Source organism: Natronincola peptidivorans, assembly GCF_900111615.1.
Lineage (GTDB): Bacteria > Bacillota > Clostridia > Peptostreptococcales > Natronincolaceae > Natronincola_A > Natronincola_A peptidivorans.
Genome location: NZ_FOHU01000029.1, coordinates 1 through 20,663 on the forward strand (window position 1 = coordinate 1; position 20,663 = coordinate 20,663).

Sequence of the window (20,663 nt, forward strand, 5' to 3'; positions counted from 1 at the left end):
CTGACCATTGCTGAAGAAGTTGGAGATGGAGAGGTTTATCTAAACAATGTGACCGTAAAAGGGGAAACCTTTATACGAGGCGGAGGAAAAGACAGTATCTATATCAATGGCGGTCAGTACAACAAAATCACAGTGCAAAAAACATCCAGCGGGAATATACGTATCGTAGCCACCAATGCAGCAGGGTTAGAAATCATTATCTCAGAAGCAGCCGCTGGAGAAGCAATCATACTAGAAGGAAGCTTTGATAGTATAACAATTGAAGCAGACGATGTAAATATAGTAACTCAAGGAGAAACCAATATAGAGGAAGTTGTAGTAAAAGAAGGTGTAAGTGGAACCCTAGTAAGCCTGGGAAATGATACTATCATCACCAAGCTAGTGGCAGATGCAAGGATAGGAGTAGAAGGTGAAGGAACCATAATAGAGACATCAGGGAAAGAGGTAAGGAATACTATTTTTGAAAAAACACCAGAGAGAATAACAACTCCATCTAGTGGAGGTGGAGGTGGAGGCGGTGGTGGAGGTGGCAGCTCCATAGTAGCTGTAAGTGCTATTAACGTTACAGGTAATGCTGTGCTTGGAGCAACATTGACAGCGGCGCCGAATCCGTCTAATGCGACAGGTAGCTACCAGTGGCAGCGAAGTGACAATGGTACTGATGGATGGACCAACATTGGAACAAATTCTAACACGTACACGATTGTTGCAGGAGATGCAGGGAAGTATATCAGAGTAACATTTACAGCGACTGGTAATTACACTGGGCAGATTACAAGTGGAGCAAAGGAGAAGCAAATTGCTGAAGGTATGATTTCCATTGCAGCAATTCCAGGCGTAACAGCACCAGCAACAGGCAGAATGCCAGTTACGGAAATAATAGAAACCCATCAGTATACAGGAACAGTAACATGGGATCCAGCACATAATCCGTTCCAAGCAGGAACAGTTTACACAGCCAATATCCTGTTGACAGCAAAAGCCGGATGGACACTAACGGGAGTAGCTGAGAACTTCTTTACAGTAGCCGGAGCGACAACAACTAATATTGAGGATACTGGAGTAGTGACGGCAATATTCCCATCAACTCCATCTGCTCCAACGATCCAATCAGCTAATACAAATGAAGATGGAACAGAAATTTTTATGAGCTTTAATAAAGCTATGAATGACCCTATAAATGCAGAAGGAAATTTTTATTTTACAGAAAATGCAGCTACAAGGTATTTTTCATCTATCAGTCTAGTTCCACATCACAACAGTGAAATGATACTAGCTATTGATGATGCACCAATAGCCCATGGGGCTTCATTACAGCTATATTATTCACCTGGTTATATAACCTCAACTGATGGAGGAAGCCTAGCTTCAGTCACAAATTATCATGTTAATAATAATAAACTAACAGCTATTAAAGATCTGCCAACAGGAACTATTGTCTATGATAGTCAGTCATATTGGCAGCATAGAACAGGATTAAACTATAGTGGAACAGGTGAAAATGAGCCAGTGGAATGGATAGTTGTTGCAGAAGGACATTATAGTACTACGCCAAATAATGATTCAGTAACACTTCTTTCTAATGAAATGATTGGAAGATACAAATATGATGGAGTGCCACCAGTTAGTAGTGATTGGGAAGATAGTGAATTAAGAAACTGGTTAAATACAACATTCTATAATCATTTTAGTAATAGCTTCAAAGATAATATCCTATCCACATTAGTACCTAATAAAACTTACGATTCAGATATTATTTCCCACACTACTGATAAGGTATTTATGCCTTCAACAACTGAGTTAGGAGCAACATTATATACATATACACGTGTTGTAGGTAGCAATTGGGGCTATTTTACAGACAATACTTCAAGGAGAGCTCACTTCTCATATCCAAATACTAGAAGTGGAGAATATATTTCATATTGGACAAGATCACCAGGAACAATAACCGGAGACGGAGTTATAAGAGTATTCAATGGTTCTGTTGATGATGCTCCAGCACCTGCTATGCATGAAGGCTTTGGAGTATATCCAGTAATAAATATTAATGGCAATGCAAAGGTAAACAATGGCGGAGAGATCGTAGTATGGTAGCCTGCACCTTCACCAACAGGTTCTCTTTCTATAACAAATGGAGAACTAGTTGTAAATGTAAAAAGCTCAAGTTATTTTTTACTACCTGGAGATGAAACGGGACATATTTATCCATTAGCATCTTGTACAACTCAAATACATGTTACAATTACCAATGAAGACTTAGCAGTAGGAGAAAGTATAATCATTGATTTATCAGATATTAAGGAATTATATTCTCAAGGTAGCCTAATAACAGATAATATTTCAGTTAATACAAGTACTCTAACTGGATCAGATATAGAAAAAACTATTAGTGAAGACACTCCAGTGAAGGCGATATAATCCCCTAGTCACTTAGGAAGAATCCACTCCTTAAGGAGCCGGGGGTTTTTCTTTTTTAACCTTTAGTTTTTGTTATTATTTGTAAACTATTTAAAACTTATGTAATATTTTGTATAATAAAAGAAAAGCAAAGCTGGGGGGGGGCTGATCCTATGGTTACCTATGAGGATATTATGAAGGCCAGAGAGCGGATTGAAGAACATATTTGGAGGACGCCATTAGAGTATTCTATGGATCTAAGTACGGAGAAAACTAAGGTGTTTTTAAAGCTAGAGTGTCAGCAAAAGCTGAAAAGTTTTAAGATTAGGGGAGCTCTTAGTAAATTAAGTAATCTGACGGAGGAAGAAAAAAAGCTTGGTGTGTTGACGGTTTCCTCTGGGAATCATGGGGGAGGAGTAAGCTATGCAGCTAATCTTTTAAAGGATATAAAAGCCACAGTTTTTGTGCCTGTTACAACTCCTGAAGCAAAAATCCAGAAAATAAAATACTATGGGGCAGATCTTTTCACGGCGGGGAAAAATTATGACGAAACCTTTAAGATTGCAATGGAATATGGAAAAAAGCATGGCATGACCTTTGTTGATTCTTGTTCTGATGTGGAAGTGATAGCAGGGCAAGGAACCATTGGCATAGAGATACTGGAGGAAAATCCGGAAATCGATACAATTCTTGTACCGATTGGTGGTGGGGGGCTGATTACGGGGATTGCTACAGCGGTGAAAGCCATCAATCCTTCTATCAGAGTAATAGGACTACAGACAGCGGCATGTCCTGCTATGGTACATTCTTTACAGGATAAAAAGTGCTATGCAGAATTCCCTTCGGAGGCATCTATATGTGAAGCTTTGGTAGGAGGGATAGGGCCAATACCTTATGAAATGGCTCTTGATTGTATCGACGATATATTTTTAGTAGAGGAAGAGTGCATCAGAGAGGCGGTAAAACAGCTGGCCTATAAAGAAAAGGTGTTGGCGGAGCCTTCTGCTGCTATTGGATATGCAGCCTATATGGTAGAGCCACAATTAATTCCTGGGAACAATATTGCTATCATTATCTCAGGGGGGAATATTCAGGATAGGTTATTTTATGATATTTTAACAGAATGTAGGGAAAGAATTGCAACAGCCCATGGATAAATAAAAAAACAATCTTGACATATCCCAGCTAGTAAATTATAATGAATAACAATTACAAATTGCATAGCATAATAAAAGACAATGAAGAGAAGAGTAGATATAGGAAGTAATGATAGCGAGTTGATGATGGTGGAAGATCAACAGGAAGCCTATATTGAAGAACATCTCTGAGTCCCTAACCGAACTACAGCAGTATAGTAGGCTTAGGCGGCACCTGACCGTTAACCATAGGGACAGTATCGAGGTGAATCTCCGTATTGTTATCGAGAGAGCTATCTTTACATAGCTAACCAAGGTGGTACCGCGGAGACTTATAATGTCCTTCGTCCTTTACATAGGATGAGGGATTTTTTTATTTTGAAAAACTAATAATATAATCATTAGGAGGTAGAAGGATGCAAAACACAAAGGAATTATTAATTATCCCAGAAGGATATAAGTCCAGCTTAAAAATCCGAGAGACAGCAGTTGCTATTAAGGAAATAAAGGACTTTTTTGAAAGAAGGCTGGCGGAAGCGTTAAACCTAACGAGAGTATCGGCCCCGTTATTTGTGCGACCAGAAACGGGATTAAATGATAACCTTAATGGTGTAGAAAGACCTGTTGCTTTCGATGTAAAAGGTATAGAAGGTAAGGAAGTAGAAATCGTCCATTCCTTAGCAAAATGGAAAAGGATGGCCCTCCACAAGTATGGTTTTTCCCCAGGAGAAGGACTCTATACAGATATGGATGCTATACGAAGGGATGAAGATTTAGACAATACCCATTCCGTTTATGTGGATCAATGGGATTGGGAGAAAATTATCCTGAAGGAAGAGAGAAATACAGCTACATTAAAGGAAGTTGTAGAGGGGATTTATGGGGTTTTTAAAGCTACAGAAAAACACTTATCGGAAATTTATCCACATCTTCGACCGTTCCTTCCAGAAAAAATCAGCTTTATCACAGCACAAGAGTTAGAGGATATGTATCCAGAGCTTACTGGAAAGGAAAGAGAGGATGCCATCACCAAAGAAAGAGGCGCCGTGTTTTTAATGGAAATCGGTGACACCTTAAAGTCTGGCAATAGACATGATGGAAGAGCACCAGATTATGATGATTGGCATTTAAATGGAGATATATTGTTTTGGTATCCAGTGTTAGATATGGCTTTAGAGCTATCCTCCATGGGTATCCGAGTAGACGAGGATGCTTTGGAAAAACAGCTGAAGCTGGCAAACTGTGAAGACCGTAAAGAGTTAGATTATCACCAAATGATTTTAAACAAAAAGCTCCCATATACCGTCGGCGGTGGAATTGGACAATCGAGAATATGCATGTTTTTCTTAAAAAAGGCCCACATAGGGGAGGTACAGGCAGCTGTATGGCCTGATGAGATGATAACTGCTTGTGAAAAAGCAGAAATATATTTGTTATAATGCCAAAAGCCCTCGATAGAGGGCTTGAGTTTGTTTGAAAAAGTCAACAAACTCCAGACTGTTCAAAAATCTTCAGATTCAAGGCGCAAGAAAGCCCAGCGACTGCAGCGTATACGTAATACGTAAAGGTGCTGGGTTTTTGAAGCAACGAAGAAGATGGAGTTTTTTCAACAGTCTAAGCCCTCAATAGAGGGCTTTTGGGTTTAATAATATCCTATCGGAATGGCAAGGATGCCCTCCAATATTTCACTAGCAACAGGATCAATAGCTCTGTAATTATTTCTATACTCCATTAATGCCTCAAACTCCCGTATGGATATAGTGGGCTCAACAATCTTTAAAGTCAATTGCAGCAATGCCTCATGAGGGGTTAAATCTCTATTTTCTAGTAGCTTTAGAGCTTCTAGTGGAGTAGTTTCACTAATCTTTTCCTTTAAATCTCGATTCATTGATACGTAGATTTCTTCGTATTGATGCAAAGCTTCAATCCATTTTTCTTCTAGTACATCCCTGTCATGTAATTGTAGCTCTGTAAAGTTATTGGTGATAATCCTCAAGGAGGCCTCTAAGCTATGAAATTTACTGTCTATAGCTAATAGCTCCTCTAGAGCCTTTTCATAATTCCCTTGATGACTGCAAATCATTACTCTATATCTTTGCATCCACGGTTGTAATTGGGTGTTATCCTCAAGTGTTTCCAAAAGCTGTAATACATGAGGATAATTTTGTTTCTCATGGTATAGCAATCGAACCATATTTTCTATATGTCTAGGACTCATGGTAAGGTCATATAATCTTTCATAATAGACTATAGCCTTATCAATATCACTGTAGGGATAGTTCTCAAGATTACCATAGGAAAAACCATATAGCTTACCCAGCATATTTAAGGCATAGAGATCATTGGAGTTTTCCTTTAAATCTGCTTCATAGGAGGCGATAGCCTCAGAAAACTGTCTTTTAAGTAGATATTCATCACCAGCCCGGATATCCCTATCTTCAAACCGAAAATCGGTATTTTGCCTTTTCAAATAGCCTAGTGAAGAGGTAAGTATATTGCCTTCCTCATCATGGGCAGAAACCCCCCAAAAATATTTTCCTTTAGGATGACCAAAACCAAAGAGGGAGTCTGGTGTTGGACCCTCATCATCAAAGTGTATACCTGAAGAAATAGAAGCAAACTCATCAATAGAAAGAACAGCCTCATTGGTATAAAACCTTCTTTCGGAATAATTAATGGAATAAGTGGCTGAACCATCATAGGCTCCTAAGGTTAAGGTATAATAAGCAGCCTCTTGAAAGGGCTCCCATTGAAAGTGTACACTATTTTCAGTTATTTTTTCATCATTAGTAGGGGACAATACATTGATAGTATCCACCAGTTGAAAATCCCAATGATAGCTTTCATCTTCATCAACATAGATGGTAGATTGAGGAAAATAGCCTCCCTTTAGCACCACATCTCCTACTACATCTAGGTCTACAACAAAGCCCAAGCTATATCTGCCGGGTGCTACATAATTAAATTGGAACTCACCCGCCTCATTGCTTAATCCCCATATAGAATCGAAGGTTGCACCCCCAAAGGTGCCTCCCATAGGATCGTTTTGAGGCTGAAGAAATACTGGGACAGCTGCCAAGGGTTGATTTATCAGGGTAATAGTACCCTCTATAGCTCCATAGCTGGAAGGCGCATCCTTGAGGGAGGCAAGTTTCCTTTGGATTTCTTCCTTCTGCATTGCATAATAGCTTACAATACCCTCCATATGTTCTTGGTCATCAAATTGACGTTCCATCTCAATGTTTTCTTCATATTGCTCTATAAGGCGTAAATAATATTTTTCTGCCTCATGTTTATTTCCAAGAAAGCCATGAAGATTTGCTGCTATTTCGTAGATACGTGTATCTACTAGGGTTTCCTCATGCTCCATCATATACTGCAGAAAATCCAAGCCTCGCATATGCTGTCCTTTAATTTTTAAGGCGGTTACTGCCTCTATCGCTACTGCTGGATCCCAATAGCTTGTAGAAGTGTTTGCATTAATGGTTTCATAGTGATGCTTCATTAAAGAAAAGGCTTCTTCAATTTTATCCTTACTAATCAAATGCTTAATCTCTTGGGTAGTTAACTCAATCTTAGCTCTTTTACCCTGCCATGTATCTGGAAACCTATCTACCAGCTTTTGATAATAGGCCTCTGCTTCCTTAGATAGATAGCCTCCAATATGAGAGCCTCCCCCCACGCCGGTTGAAGAAATCATTAATAAATTATGATTCCCTGCAATCCTAGCTGCACTTTCTAGGGCCTGGGCTGTTTCAGCTCGATTGGGAAAAAATCTATCCAAACGATCATAATAGACTTTGGCGGTTAAAGAATCACCCTGTCGTTGATATCGATTACCGATAGCCAACATGGCAGAGGGTAAAAAAGTGTAGACCAGTAGAAGAATAGCAAGAAAAACACCTATTCCCTTGAATAAATCCTTTATTTGAATTCTGATTGTCTTTTTCATAGAATACCTCCAGTAAAAAATAAAGATTAGTATCTGTTGCTTAGATGCATATTTAATTCATCATGACTGATTTCAATAATTTCATATTTAGGTTGAGGTAAATCTCCTGGCAGAAGGAGATTGTTAGCAGATATGCCTACTAAAAGCAGCAGTATAGCTGCAAAAGCTGGTAAAGAAAACACAGGGATACATATTTCTTTTTCAAGGAAACGAGAAAAAGGAGATAAAGGCTTTTGTTCCTCTGGTATCTTTAAAAGCTTTTTCTTGAAATCAGCCTCTATTTTTACATCTCCAGCCGCTTCACTAAAGAAACCCTTAATCCTTGTATCCAGCTGTTCATTCTCAAAGCTATTTTTTTTCTTCACTGAGAAACACCTCCTTCTACTAATAATTCCTTCATATGCTCTCGGCCTCTTTTCAACCTTGATTTGACACCGGATTCAGTGAGATCTAAAATATCGGCAATTTCTTTAATTTTTCTTTCTTCATAGTAATACAAATATAAAACATCTCTATATTTTAAAGGAAGAGAAAATAACAGATTTCTGACGCGTATTTCCTTTTCTTTAGAGGTCAAGTATTCCTCAGGCAGAGGAGCGGTATCCTGAATCTCTATTCCTTCTTTATAGACAATATTTTTTATTTTCTTTCTTCTTAATATATTTTTTGCTTTGTTAATCGTTACTCTCATAAGCCAAGTATCAATGGTACTTTCACCACGAAAGCTTTGAATGTTTTTATATAAGGCGATAAAAGTCTCCTGTACTATATCCTCAGCTATTTGTTGATCTCCAATCATGATGAAGGCGAGACGTAATAGCTTATCACCGCAAGCATCAATTATTTTCTGATAGGATAGGGAATTTTTATCCTTAAGCTGTTGGGTCATGAGTTCTTCCTGTTGATTCAACGCATTACATCCTCCCTTCTACTTATTAGACACATAACTGACTATATAGTTGCAAAATATCTGCATATATCTTGAAGTTTTTTGTTAGCTTTAGTTTACTAGATTTCTGAAGTATTGTCTAAAATAGCTGGAAGACTAGAAGTGTCATAAACAGAAGCTTAGAAGCAAATAACAAAATTTGTGGAAATTGATAATATAATGAAGCATTGTAAATAGTAGTTACATCCTAGGGGTTTTCATGTTAGTATAAGAGTGTAAAAATAACACTAAATTATAGGAGAAAGGATAATGAATTTCTAATAATTACATTATATAAGGTGAAAATATGAAAATAATAGACTTAACACAAATGATGCATGCAGATATGCCAGTATTTCCAGGAACGGAGAAACCCATTTTTTATCCAGCAAATACCCTAGAGAAGGATGGTTTCATAGAAACAAAGTTATCCCTATACTCACATACTGGTACCCATATAGATGCACCTGGTCATATGTTATTAGGAGGAAAACTGCTAAATCAACTAGAGATCAGTCATTTTATTGGCAAGGCAACTGTTCTTGATGTTAGTACTATGGAGAAGAAAGAGATATCTAAAGAAGACCTGTTAAAGTATGAAGATAAGATTAAGGATTTAGATTATTTGATATTAAAAACAGGATGGAGTAAGTACTGGGGTGAGGAGAAATACTTTGATGGATTTCCTTCTCTTACAGTGGAGGCAGCAGCATGGTTGACTGGTTTTAATCTCAAGGGAATCGGTATAGATACGATATCTATTGATGATATGAAAACCACTACTTTTCCAAACCATTACAAATTATTTGAAAATAATATGATTGTTATAGAAAATCTTACGAATTTAGACTTAATCAAGGAGGAAATCTTTATTTTTTCATGTTTCCCTTTAAATTATGAGAATGCTGATGGATCGCCAGTTCGGGCTATTGCTATGGAGAACGTAAATTAATTAAATCTGCATAAATGTTTCAAAAGGGTATAGCACCGTCTGCTATACCCTTTTGAAATTCATTTTATTAACCTTGAGTTTTACGTTGAGCTCTTTCTCGAGTGACTTTATCTAATATTCTTTTACGTAGACGGATGTTTTTAGGTGTTATTTCCACCAGTTCATCATCAGCAATAAACTCCAGTGATTGTTCGAGGGAGAAAACAACAGGAGGAACAAGCTTAAGGGCATCATCTGCTCCAGAGGATCGTATATTGGTTAATTGTTTTCGCTTACAGACATTAACAGCAATATCCTCCAGTCGAGAGCTTTCTCCTACAACCATTCCTTCATAAACCTCAGTTCCTGGATGAATAAAGATGCGTCCCCGTTCCTGAGCATTATAGATACCATAGGCTACTGAAGTACCACCCTCAAAAGCAATAAGGGACCCTCTAGTTCTAGCACGGATTTCACCTTTATAATGATCATAGCCATCAAATAGGTGATGAAAAATACCATATCCCTTTGTATCTGTTAAGAATTCTGAGCGATAACCAATTAATCCTCTAGCAGGAACTCTAAATTCTAACTTCATCATGCCTGTTCCTGTAGGAAGCATATTTAACATTTCACCTTTTCTTTGACCTATCTTTTCAATAACAGCACTGGCATTTTCCTCTGGAGCTTCCACAAAAAGCTTTTCCATAGGCTCCATTAAGCCTTCTTCAGTTTTCTTCATAATAACTTGAGGTCTAGAAACAGCAAATTCGTAGCCTTCACGACGCATGGTTTCAATAAGGATTGAAAGATGCAGCTCTCCTCTACCCAGCACCTTAAAGGAGTCAGCAGATAATTCCTCTAAACCCATAGCTACGTTGGATAGCATCTCCTTTTCTAAACGATCCTTCAAATGTCTACTGGTGACAAAGGTACCTTCGCGACCAGCAAAAGGACTATCATTTACCATAAAGTTCATAGAAATAGTAGGATCATCAATCTTTACAAAAGGTAACGGATCTACTTTATCTATGGAGCATATGGTATCGCCAATACTTATTTCACTAATTCCTGAGATAGCAACAATATCTCCTACTGTTGCAGTATCTATTTCTACCCGTTTTAATCCTTGAAAGTTGTAAAGGTTCACAATCTTAACATTGACAAAGTCTCCAGTGGTTCTTGCATGAACAACAGTTTCTCCCTTTGCAACCTTACCCCGCATAATTTTTCCAATACCAATTCTACCAATATATTTGTCATAATCAATAGTGGATATCAGCAGCTGCAAGCCATCTTCATCGTCCCCCTGAGGAGACGGAATATGGTCCAAGATCCCTTCAAATAATGGCGCTAAATCTGTTCTTTCATCTTCCTCAGACAGCATAGCATAACCACCTACAGCAGAAGCATAAATGACAGGGAACTCTAGCTGTTCATCAGTAGCATCCAAATCAATAAAAAGATCTAATACTTCATCAATAACCTCTGCAGCTCTAGCAGCAGGTCTGTCGATTTTATTAATAACCACAAAAGGTGTTAGTCCACTATCTAATGCTTTTTGAAGAACAAAACGAGTTTGGGGCATAGGACCTTCAAAGGCATCTACTAAAAGCAAGACACCATCTACCATCTGCATAATACGTTCTACTTCGCCACCAAAGTCAGCATGTCCCGGTGTATCAAAAATGTTAATTTTTACGTCTTTGTAAGAAACTGCTGTATTTTTCGATAAAATAGTAATGCCTCTTTCCTTTTCTAATGAATTGGAATCCATTACTCTTTCTTCAACAATTTCATTGGTGCGGAAGGTGCCGCTTTGCTTTAGCATCTGATCTACTAGGGTTGTCTTTCCATGGTCTACATGGGCGATAATTGCAATATTTCTAATATCTTTTCTTTGCATCTGGTTCTCTCAACTTCTTTCCTCATATATTTATTATTTAATTCCTTATACAGGACTTATAATTGTTATACATCAATCTGTATAAAACTACAAAAGCAATTTTATCATAACCTTCGATTTTTCACAATCATTACAGGTTTCTTTTCAAAAATATATTTTTATTCTATGATGAATCATCATTATATATTAGAATAAATCATTGACAAACTATGGAAGGATTTTAAAAAGTGAAGCCTTCATCATCAAGGAAAAACATGTAAATAAATTGAAGGATTCATTAAAATTTTATTGAATAGTAATATTTAAATCTTTTCAATCGTACAATTTAAAGGAAGGCATCTATATTGACAGGATTGCTTATTAGCGGCAAAAGCAGGGTGAATGTAACGACAAAAAGACCTTTAACCAACGGTATAGGCTCTAGTGAAGCAGGGGGATTTTTTCCAGCCCATTTAAAAGGGAATGGTTATGATGCAGTAGTATTTAGAGGTAAAGCTTCTACTCCAGTATACCTGTACGTAGATGGTGAAAAAATAGAAATTAGAGATGCTAAAAGGCTATGGGGCAAGGTAACAGGAGAAACAGAAAAATGTATCAAAGAGGAGTTGGAAGAAGAAAAGCTAGAGATAGCTCAGATATGGCTTGCAGGAGAAAATCTAGTAAGGTATGCTTGTATTATGAATATGTCCAACCATGCTAATGGTAGAAACGGAACAGGAGCAGTTATGGGCTCTAAAAACCTTAAGGCTGTAGTAGTTAAGAAAACCAAGCCCATAAAGCCCTATGATTCCGAAGGATTTAAGTCCCTCACCCAGAATATCAAGCAACGCTTTGAAGAAAATCCAGCGGAAATCACCATATATTTCCAACCTGTATTGGAAAAATAGCCAAGAGGGAAGGGTTTGGCAGTCTATTGGCTGAATGTAGCGCTAGGGCAGCTAAAGAAATTGGAGAAGAAGCAATACCTTTAAGTATATCCGTGAAAGGACAAGAATTACCAGCCCATATGCCACAATATAAACCAGCGGTAGGATTAATGTATATGGTCCAGATGATTTAGTAGATTTATGTAAGTATGGAATCGGATGGGAAACATCCTTATACAAATTATTGCGGGTGGGTGAACTAAGAATTAATATGATGCGGTATTTTAATGCCAGAAAAGGATTTACAAAAGAAGATGACTTTTTACCTGACAGAATATTTGAACCTATGCCAGATGGTCCTGCCAAAGGACATGTGATGGATAAGGAAGAATTCCTGAAAGCCAAGGAGCTATAATATCAATATGTTGGATGGGACCAAAAAACAGGGAATCCAACAGAGAGTACATTGAGAAGCCTTACCTTAGGATGGCTATTAGATAAAGATAAGATATTAGTAGAAGGAGAAGGTTAAATATGAAAATCACAGTAAATAACAAAGAACGATACGTACCAGAAGAGTATGGGTTAGAAGATCTTTTAAAGGAGATGGGCTTAGATACATCAGTTGCAGTCTGGGTAAATGATATACAACTACTGCGAAAAAATTATTCTGCCTATCGTTTAAAGGAGAAAGACAGAGTGAAGATTTTTAGACCTATAGGTGGAGGTTAAATAGAAGGCTCATATCCGTGTTGAGACATGGGGTATGAGCTTTTCATAAATAGAAAGGAAGCATGAGCAATAGTTAAATAATTAACAATAATAAACGCGTTCAATATATCAACACATTAATTAGTACTGAATATTTTATAAATTGAAAATATCAATAGAAAATTACATATTATTCCCATTAAAAATTCAAAATATTCACAAACAATATAAAAAATCGTTGAAAAATTTATTAATAATGATATAATATAAAAGATTATTTAAAACCAAATAAAGATTATGGATATTATAAAGAAAAAAATAATGTTAAATATTTAACAAAAAAGCTGTTATTTATTCTTATCAAAAAAACCTATTATAGATATGAAAATATCAAATTATTTATTAAAGGAGTGGAAGCTATGAGTTGCTGTGGAGGCAAGAAGGAAGTACTATTTGAAAAAGAAGATATGTGTATTGATTTAGCCCAACTAAAACCTGTATTAAAAAAATATGCTGGCAAGGAAGGTAGTCTTATTAGTATTCTTCAAGAGGTACAAGAAATCTATAATTATTTACCTTTAGAAGCATTATATTATATTGCTGAAGAAACAGGCATAAATCCTACAAAGATACATGGAGTAGCAACATTTTATACTCAGTTTCGATTAAAGCCAATAGGTAAAAACCTAATTATGCTATGCCAAGGTACTGCCTGTCATGTAAATGGATCAAAGCTAATAGAAGAAGCTCTTTGTGATGAATTAAGCATAAAAGAAGGAGAAACAACAGAAGATAATTTGTTTACATTAAGCAATGTGGCATGTCTAGGATGTTGCAGTCTATCTCCTGTAATGATGATCAATGATGAAACCTATGGAAAGCTTACTCCTGATGAAGCAAGAAAAATAGTAAGGGATATAATTGAGGAAGAGAAAGTGAAGAAGGGGGCATAAAGGATGAAAATTGTTGTAGGACAAGGAAGCTGCGGGATTGCCGCTGGTGCAAACAAGGTATATGCTGCTATAGAAAAAGCACTGCAAAGCAAGAATGTAGAGGCTGAACTGGCTTCAACCGGATGTATTGGTATGTGTTATCTGGAGCCTATCATAGAAATCATTGATAATGAAGGCAAAAAAGAAACCTATGTACAAGTAAACCCAGATATAGTGGATGAAATTATAGAAACCAGTCTTATCAAAAAAGAACAACATGAAAAATTTAGTATCAGTCAAGAGGATGCAAACATTTTAGAGAAGCAGGAAAGAGTGGCTCTAAGAAACTGTGGCATGATTAATCCTGAAAGCATTGATGAATATATAGCTAGAGGCGGTTATGAAGCAATCGAAAAAGCTATTAAAAGCAAAACCCCTGATGAGATCATTGAAGAAATAAAAATATCAGGGCTGAGGGGTAGAGGTGGAGCAGGATTCCCTACTTGGTTTAAATGGAATGCCGCTAAACAATCAGTTGGTAACCAAAAATATATTATTTGTAATGCTGATGAAGGAGATCCAGGTGCCTTTATGGATAGAAGTATTTTAGAGGGAGATCCCCACAGTATTATCGAGGGAATGCTGATCGGTGGATATGCAATGGGGGCTACAGAAGGGATCATCTATGTAAGAGCTGAGTATCCTCTTGCCATTGTACGACTAAAGATAGCCATTGAAGAAGCAAGAAAAAAAGGCTATTTAGGAAAGAACTTATTTAATGAAAATAGATTTGATTTTGAGATGCGTATTAAGGCTGGAGCTGGTGCCTTTGTATGCGGTGAAGAGACAGCATTAATCGCTTCCTTAGAAGGAGAAAGAGGTATGCCTAGATTAAAGCCTCCTTTTCCAGCACAAAAGGGCTACTGGCAACTGCCTAGTAATATTAACAATGTAGAAACCTTAGCTAATGTTCCTTGGATATTGCAAAATGGTGGTGTTGCCTTTGCAGCTATGGGAACTGAGAAAAGTAAAGGAACAAAGGTATTTGCTTTGACGGGAAAGATTAAAAAAGGTGGTCTGGTGGAAGTACCTATGGGAATCCCATTGAAGGAAATTATTTATGAAATAGGTGGAGGCATCATGAATGATAAATCCTTCAAAGCCGTACAAATGGGAGGTCCTTCTGGAGGATGTATTCCTCATCATCTTATAGAAACTTCAGTAGATTATGAATCAATTACAAAAACCGGTGCTATTATGGGGTCCGGAGGAATGGTAGTCATGGATGAAACCACCTGTATGGTTGATATGGCTAGGTTTTTTCTGGATTTCACCAGGAAAGAATCCTGTGGGAAATGTATTCATTGCAGAATCGGAACAAATCGAATGTTGGAGATATTGACCCGAATTACAGAAGGAGAAGGTAAAGACGGGGATATTGAATTACTAGAGGAACTGGGGACTAAAATCAAAGAAGGATCATTATGTGGTTTAGGTCAAACTGCTCCCAACCCTGTTTTGAGTACGATTCGATATTTTAGAGATGAGTATGAAAAACATATTTATGATAAAAAATGTCCAGCGAAGCAGTGTTCTAACCTTCTGACCTATAGTATTAACAGTGAAAACTGTATTGGATGTACGCTGTGTGCAAAAAAATGTCCCACCAATGCTATTTCTGGTGAAAGAAAACAGGTACACGACATTCAGCAGGATTTATGTATAAAATGCGGCAAATGTAAAGAAGTCTGCAAATTTAATGCAGTAGAAGTGCAGTAGTAGGATAGGAGGGAATATATATGATAAAGATCAGGCTTAATATAAATGGAAAAGAAGTAATTGGACATAAAGGGCAAACAGTATTAGAGATTGCTAGAGAAAATGGTATTGACATACCAACCATGTGCCATGATGAAAGAGTTGAAGCCTATGGGTCCTGTGGTCTTTGTGTTGTTGAGGTGGAGGGAATACCAAAGCTATTAAGATCCTGTGCTACTGAAGCAGCGGATGGCATGGTGATTCTTACCAATACACCTAAAATAAAAGGCTCCAGAAAAATTGCACTAGAGCTATTATTATCTGACCATGTGGGAGATTGTCGACCTCCATGTATTTTGGCTTGTCCTGGACAAACAGATTGTCAAGGGTATGTGGGACTGATAGCAAATGGACAGTATAAAGAAGCTTTAAAGCTAATAAAAGAACAATTACCGCTGCCAGCTAGTATAGGTAGAGTTTGTCCTCACCCTTGTGAAGACGCCTGTAGAAGACAATTGGTAGATGAGCCTATATCCATAGCATGGCTAAAAAGCTTTGTAGCAGATATCGATCTTCGTGATGAGGATGAATTTATTCCAGAAATTAAACCAGCTACTGACAAGAGAGTAGCTGTTATCGGAGGAGGACCAAGTGGACTTACTGCTGCTTATTATCTTGCAAAAGAAGGCCATAAGGTAGTTATTTTTGAAGCTATGCCACAGTTAGGGGGAATGCTTCGTTATGGTATACCTCAATACCGTTTGCCTAAAGAAGTGCTTAATAAAGAAATAAGCATTATTGAAAAAATGGGCGTAAAGATGGTAACAAATATGAAAGTAGGTAGAGATGTTGAACTGGAGCATGTAAGAAAAACCTTCGATGCAGTATATGTCTCTATAGGAGCATGGACCAGTACAAAGCTTAACTGTCCTGGAGAAGAATTGGAAGGGGTTATAGGTGGTATTGAGTTTTTAGCAAAATTTGCTATGAATGAACCAATCAAGACTGGAAGTAGGATTGCAGTAGTAGGTGGAGGAAATACAGCAATGGATGCCTGTAGAACCGCCATAAGACTAGGGGCGAAAGAGGTATATGCCCTCTACCGAAGAACGAAGGTGGAAATGCCAGCAGAGGATGTAGAGGTAGAGGAAGCAGGGGAAGAAGGTATTACCTTCAAGTTTCTTGTAAGCCCAACTGAAATTATTGGGGAAGATGGTAAAGTATCAAAAATTAGGCTCCAAAAAATGGAGTTAGGGGAGCCAGATGCAAGAGGAAGAAGATCTCCTGTTCCTATTGAGGGAGAAGAAGAAATTTTAGAAGTAGATTCTGTTATTGCATCTATTGGTCAATCAGTGGATATAGAAGGCCTTGAAGCTCTAACTTTGACCAAAAGAGGTACACTTCACGCAGATGAAAATAGCTTTTTAACAAACTTACCAGGAGTGTTTGCTGGAGGAGATGCTACCAATGGAGGACCAGCCATTGCCATACAAGCAATAGGCGAAGGTAAAAAGGCTTCAGAAGTCATTTGCAGATATCTTGAGGGAGAAACTATTCCCTATAAAGAACCTTACTATGTAACCAATGAAGGCCTTGCAGAGGCTGATTTTGAAGATCAAGAGAAGGAATATAGACCTTTTATGCCTCACCTTGCTCCAGAAATCAGAAAAACCAATTTTGAAGAAATTGTGGCTGGCTATAGTGAAGAAGATGCAAAAAGAGATGCGCAGCGCTGTCTTGAATGTGGATGCCATGATGTATTTGAATGTAAACTGCTACAATATGCAAATCAGCATGATGTGGAACCAGGAAGGCTAGCAGGTGAAGTTCATCACAGAGAAGAAAAAGAAGATCATCCTTTTATACTAAGGAATCCTGATAAATGTGTATTATGTGGTCTTTGTGTTAGAGTGTGTGATGAGATCATGGGAATTTCTGCCTTAGGCGTTATCAATAGAGGCTTTGATTCTATGGTAGAACCTGCATTTGGAACACCTTTAAAAGAAACCAATTGTGTATCCTGTGGTCAATGTATTAGTGTTTGCCCAACTGGAGCATTACAAGAGAGGTTAAGGATTAAAAAATCTGTACCTGTAGAGACAAAGGTTACGGAGACCATTTGTTCCTATTGTAGTGTTGGATGCAATATTCAACTAAATACAAAAGGGGATATGTTAGTTAGATCCATCCCAGATAGAGAAAGCCCAGTTAATGACGGACTATTGTGCGTAAAGGGAAGATTTGGTTTTGACATGGGACAAAAAGGTGACAGAATCACAAAACCATTAGTTAGAAAAGAAGGAAGACTTCAAGAGGTTTCTTGGGAAGAAGCAATGCTATATGCGGCAAAAAAAGCTCAAGGGTTAAGCCTGTTATATGGCAGTAATTCTCTAGCCCTTTCAGTTTCAGATAGATATACAAATGAAGAGATGTATTTAATCTCTAAATTTGGAAAAGAAGTATTAAAAACTGAGAATATATTTAGCTTTAACAATGCTCCATCAGGTATAGAAGCTGTATTAGGCTATGATGCCTCCACCAACACATTTGATGAATTACAGTCAACAGAAACTATTCTCTTGGTGGGCTCAGATATTATGAAAAACCATCCTATTGTTGGCTTGAAAGTAAAAAAAGCAACTGAAAATGGTGGAAAATTAATAACGATAAATCCTTGGAAATCTCAGGCGGATGATTGGGCAGTAAAGAAGGTTAAGCCTTCAAATGATCTTGACTTCTTAAAGGGGATAGTAAAAGCACTTATTGAAAATGGCAATTATCCAAATGCTGAAAAAGCAGATGGACTGCAGCTATTAAAAGAAAATCTAGAAAATGTTGAAATTAGTCAAGAAGCAAAAGAGATTGCAGACCTCTATGGTAATGCTAAAAAAGCCATCATTGTATTTGAACAAAATGCTATTACTGTTGATGCAGCCAAGCTTTTAGCAAATATGGCAGTTATTGCTGGGCATGTTGGCAAAGCAAGAAGTGGAATTATACAGCTTAAACCAAATAGCAATAGCCAAGGCCTAAGGGATATGGGAATCAAAACGAATGCTGCAGAAATGATTAAAGCCATTGAAGAAAGAAATATAAGTGGGTTACTGGTCTTTGGTGAAGATATACCTCATATCAATACCAATCATTTGAGCTTTTTAATGGTTCAAGATACCCACCTAACAGAGACAGCAAAAAAAGCTGATGTGGTTCTACCTGCCGTGACCTTTGCAGAGTCTGAAGGAACCTTTACAAGTGCTGAAAGAAGAATTCAAAAGCTTAATAAAGCCATTAAGCCAATGGTAGAGTATGAAAATTGGCAAATTATCATTAAGCTTGCAAACACTTTAAGTCACAATCTTGATTATATGAATCCAGTAGAAATTTTGAAGGATATAGAAAAGAGCAATAAAGAGTATTTTGGTATTAGTAAACTGCAAAACTGTAACGCTATTTGGCCTATTCATCAAAGTCCTGTACTGTATACAGAAGGATTTAACTTTGCAGACAAAAAAGCTAAGCTTCAGGTAGTAGGGGAAGGAGAATTCTTCCTACAGCCAAAGAACACAAATAATCTAAGCAATACCTTTACAGCACTGCTAACAAAAGAAAATATTCTATAACAATAAAAAATTAACTAAGCCTCTTATAAACTAGGGGCTTAGTTTTTTGTCCAGAAAAGTATAGTTTTCAATTAATTAGACAGGAAAGTTCAGAGGGGTCTCTATAAAATTGTTTCTCAAGGCTATAATGAGAAAAAGGATAAAAAATTAAATGTGATTACAAAATAAACGTGTTTACAAAATAATGTTGCTATGATACAATATTAACGAAGACGGACAACAATAGACACTAAATAGAGTTGAATGGAGTTATAAGGAGGTGACGATATGTTGGCTGTAGATAAGGATACTTTTCAAGCAGAGGTATTAGAAACAGAAGGATATGTTCTTGTAGATTACTGGAGTGAGAGCTGTGAGCCTTGCAAAGTTTTAATGCCATCTGTGCTAGAATTAGAAGAAAATTATAAGAATCACGTAAAATTCTGCAAGTTGGATACAACAAAAGCAAGAAGACTTGCTATCAAAGAAAGAGTAATGGGGCTTCCTACAGTGGCCATCTATAAAGATGGTGTAAAAATTGAAGAAGTAACAAAGGACGATGCCACAAAGGAAAACATTGAAGAGATGATCAAAAAGTACATATAAAAATCTTAAAATTGTAACAGAAGCATCTGTTATAAAAAGAAAATAATAGTATCTTTCAGCGGGTTTAACTTGACTAATGATTGCATTATTCTAGATAAAAGCAGCCATACTACAGTTTAATATTACTTTATTAGATTATTGATGAATCTGATATAACTTAATGAAAAATGCTATTGTGCTAATGATTATCTAAGTGCTACTTAAATAGTATTTAGCATGAATATATACAAAAGAAAGGATGTTGAAAATGGGATTTTATGATGGTAAAAAAATCATCATTGTTGGTGACCGTGATGGTATACCAGGTCCAGCTATTGAAGAGTGTTTAAAAGACACAGCCGCAGAGGTAGTGTTTTCTTCTACTGAATGCTTTGTCTGAACCGCTGCAGGAGCAATGGACTTAGAAAACCAACAAAGGGTAAAGGCTTTAACTGAAAAACACGGTGCAGAAAACATCGTAGTACTTTTAGGAGCAGCAGAAGCAGAATCAGCTGGTTTAGCAGCAGAAACTGTAACAGCTGGTGACCCAACCTTTGCAGGTCCATTAGCAGGAGTCCAGTTAGGACTTAGAGTATATCATGTAGTAGAGCCACAATTTAAAGACGAAGTTAATGCTGAAGTCTATGACGAGCAAGTTGGCATGATGGAAATGGTTTTAAATGTAGAGGAAATCATTGAAGAAATGACCTCAATTAGAGATCAATTTTGTCAATTTAAATAGATTCAAAAAAATACACGATTGTTGAAAAGCCTCATTATTCTAGAGGCACAAGAAAACCCAGTGCCTAACGTATAGATACGTATAGATACTGGGTTTTCAAAACAGAGAATTAAATTTATCTGTAAAAACTTTATTTTATATAAACCAATGGAGGTGCAACCAATGTCCTATGCAGTAGTAAAAGGAACATCCTATGTACTGGTACATACACCAGACA

At 37.1% G+C, this 20,663-nt stretch carries 17 protein-coding genes and 1 other annotated feature; of the genes, 13 read left to right on the forward strand and 4 right to left on the reverse strand.

Going from position 1 to position 20,663, the window contains the following annotated elements; translation table 11 throughout:
- The 3 genes from BMX10_RS18125 to asnA form a co-directional block, all read left to right on the forward strand.
- Window positions 1-2,097: DUF6273 domain-containing protein (locus BMX10_RS18125; protein WP_244272762.1), on the forward strand; the 2,097-nt coding region annotated here is incomplete at its 5' end.
- A gap of 476 nt (window positions 2,098-2,573) precedes the next feature.
- Window positions 2,574-3,557: a threonine ammonia-lyase gene (locus BMX10_RS16610; protein ID WP_090446741.1), complete on the forward strand. Its 984-nt coding sequence runs from the start codon at window positions 2,574-2,576 to the stop codon at window positions 3,555-3,557.
- A 72-nt stretch (window positions 3,558-3,629) separates the two neighbouring features.
- Window positions 3,630-3,891: a binding site (T-box leader), on the forward strand.
- 61 nt (window positions 3,892-3,952) lie between these two features.
- Complete coding sequence (gene asnA / locus BMX10_RS16615; protein WP_090446743.1) at window positions 3,953-4,975, forward strand: aspartate--ammonia ligase; 1,023 nt, start codon at window positions 3,953-3,955, stop codon at window positions 4,973-4,975.
- A gap of 203 nt (window positions 4,976-5,178) precedes the next feature.
- Here asnA and BMX10_RS16620 read toward each other — a convergent pair whose 3' ends face one another.
- From BMX10_RS16620 to BMX10_RS16630, 3 genes are read right to left on the reverse strand one after another with little or no spacing between them, the layout of a single operon-like run.
- Window positions 5,179-7,488, reverse strand: coding sequence for a tetratricopeptide repeat protein (locus BMX10_RS16620; RefSeq protein WP_090446745.1), 2,310 nt, complete (start codon window positions 7,486-7,488; stop codon window positions 5,179-5,181).
- A gap of 26 nt (window positions 7,489-7,514) precedes the next feature.
- Window positions 7,515-7,853, reverse strand: a complete 339-nt coding sequence (locus BMX10_RS16625; RefSeq protein WP_090446747.1) for a hypothetical protein — start codon at window positions 7,851-7,853, stop codon at window positions 7,515-7,517.
- Window positions 7,850-8,398, reverse strand: coding sequence for an RNA polymerase sigma factor (locus BMX10_RS16630; protein WP_090446749.1), 549 nt, complete (start codon window positions 8,396-8,398; stop codon window positions 7,850-7,852). Before BMX10_RS16630 ends, BMX10_RS16625 begins: the two co-directional genes overlap by 4 nt.
- 325 nt (window positions 8,399-8,723) lie before the next feature.
- Between BMX10_RS16630 and BMX10_RS16635 the strand changes: the two genes are divergently transcribed.
- Window positions 8,724-9,368: a cyclase family protein gene (locus BMX10_RS16635; RefSeq protein WP_090446751.1), complete on the forward strand. Its 645-nt coding sequence runs from the start codon at window positions 8,724-8,726 to the stop codon at window positions 9,366-9,368.
- Between the two features lie 67 nt (window positions 9,369-9,435).
- Here BMX10_RS16635 and typA read toward each other — a convergent pair whose 3' ends face one another.
- On the reverse strand, window positions 9,436-11,253 hold the full coding sequence (gene typA / locus BMX10_RS16640; RefSeq protein ID WP_090446752.1) for a translational GTPase TypA: 1,818 nt from the start codon (window positions 11,251-11,253) through the stop codon (window positions 9,436-9,438).
- Between the two features lie 344 nt (window positions 11,254-11,597).
- Here typA and BMX10_RS16645 point away from each other — a divergent pair, with 344 nt between their 5' ends.
- The 9 genes from BMX10_RS16645 (at window position 11,598) to grdA (ending at window position 20,446) form a co-directional block, all read left to right on the forward strand.
- Window positions 11,598-12,140: an aldehyde ferredoxin oxidoreductase N-terminal domain-containing protein gene (locus tag BMX10_RS16645; RefSeq protein ID WP_170834872.1), complete on the forward strand. Its 543-nt coding sequence runs from the start codon at window positions 11,598-11,600 to the stop codon at window positions 12,138-12,140.
- Window positions 12,137-12,313, forward strand: coding sequence for an aldehyde ferredoxin oxidoreductase C-terminal domain-containing protein (locus BMX10_RS16650; RefSeq protein WP_244272763.1), 177 nt, complete (start codon window positions 12,137-12,139; stop codon window positions 12,311-12,313). Before BMX10_RS16645 ends, BMX10_RS16650 begins: the two co-directional genes overlap by 4 nt.
- A 20-nt stretch (window positions 12,314-12,333) precedes the next feature.
- Window positions 12,334-12,534 (forward strand): aldehyde ferredoxin oxidoreductase C-terminal domain-containing protein, encoded by a 201-nt coding sequence (locus tag BMX10_RS16655; protein WP_244272764.1) that lies wholly within the window; start codon window positions 12,334-12,336, stop codon window positions 12,532-12,534.
- A 119-nt stretch (window positions 12,535-12,653) separates the two neighbouring features.
- Window positions 12,654-12,851, forward strand: coding sequence for a sulfur carrier protein ThiS (gene thiS / locus BMX10_RS16660; RefSeq protein ID WP_090446760.1), 198 nt, complete (start codon window positions 12,654-12,656; stop codon window positions 12,849-12,851).
- Between the two features lie 398 nt (window positions 12,852-13,249).
- Window positions 13,250-13,783, forward strand: coding sequence for an NADH-quinone oxidoreductase subunit NuoE (gene nuoE, locus BMX10_RS16665; protein WP_090446762.1), 534 nt, complete (start codon window positions 13,250-13,252; stop codon window positions 13,781-13,783).
- Window positions 13,784-13,786: 3 nt separating this feature from the next.
- Complete coding sequence (nuoF, locus tag BMX10_RS16670) at window positions 13,787-15,541, forward strand: NADH-quinone oxidoreductase subunit NuoF (RefSeq protein ID WP_090446764.1); 1,755 nt, start codon at window positions 13,787-13,789, stop codon at window positions 15,539-15,541.
- Window positions 15,542-15,561: 20 nt separating this feature from the next.
- Window positions 15,562-19,140 (forward strand): FAD-dependent oxidoreductase, encoded by a 3,579-nt coding sequence (locus BMX10_RS16675; RefSeq protein ID WP_090446766.1) that lies wholly within the window; start codon window positions 15,562-15,564, stop codon window positions 19,138-19,140.
- Window positions 19,141-19,407: 267 nt separating this feature from the next.
- Complete coding sequence (trxA, locus tag BMX10_RS16680) at window positions 19,408-19,725, forward strand: thioredoxin TrxA (RefSeq protein WP_090446768.1); 318 nt, start codon at window positions 19,408-19,410, stop codon at window positions 19,723-19,725.
- Between the two features lie 247 nt (window positions 19,726-19,972).
- Window positions 19,973-20,446: a glycine/sarcosine/betaine reductase complex selenoprotein A gene (grdA, locus tag BMX10_RS16685; RefSeq protein ID WP_090446770.1), complete on the forward strand. Its 474-nt coding sequence runs from the start codon at window positions 19,973-19,975 to the stop codon at window positions 20,444-20,446.
- Window positions 20,447-20,663 lie beyond the last annotated feature (217 nt).

Bases quoted from the DNA above. Each gene is read 5' to 3' on its own strand.
- BMX10_RS16620 (WP_090446745.1), bottom strand. From the start codon at position 7,488: ATGAAAAAGACAATCAGAATTCAAATAAAGGATTTATTCAAGGGAATA.
- trxA (WP_090446768.1), top strand. From the start codon at position 19,408: ATGTTGGCTGTAGATAAGGATACTTTTCAAGCAGAGGTATTAGAAACA.
- typA (WP_090446752.1), bottom strand. From the start codon at position 11,253: ATGCAAAGAAAAGATATTAGAAATATTGCAATTATCGCCCATGTAGAC.
- BMX10_RS16610 (WP_090446741.1), top strand. From the start codon at position 2,574: ATGGTTACCTATGAGGATATTATGAAGGCCAGAGAGCGGATTGAAGAA.
- nuoF (WP_090446764.1), top strand. From the start codon at position 13,787: ATGAAAATTGTTGTAGGACAAGGAAGCTGCGGGATTGCCGCTGGTGCA.
- thiS (WP_090446760.1), top strand. From the start codon at position 12,654: ATGAAAATCACAGTAAATAACAAAGAACGATACGTACCAGAAGAGTAT.
- BMX10_RS16635 (WP_090446751.1), top strand. From the start codon at position 8,724: ATGAAAATAATAGACTTAACACAAATGATGCATGCAGATATGCCAGTA.
- asnA (WP_090446743.1), top strand. From the start codon at position 3,953: ATGCAAAACACAAAGGAATTATTAATTATCCCAGAAGGATATAAGTCC.
- BMX10_RS16675 (WP_090446766.1), top strand. From the start codon at position 15,562: ATGATAAAGATCAGGCTTAATATAAATGGAAAAGAAGTAATTGGACAT.
- nuoE (WP_090446762.1), top strand. From the start codon at position 13,250: ATGAGTTGCTGTGGAGGCAAGAAGGAAGTACTATTTGAAAAAGAAGAT.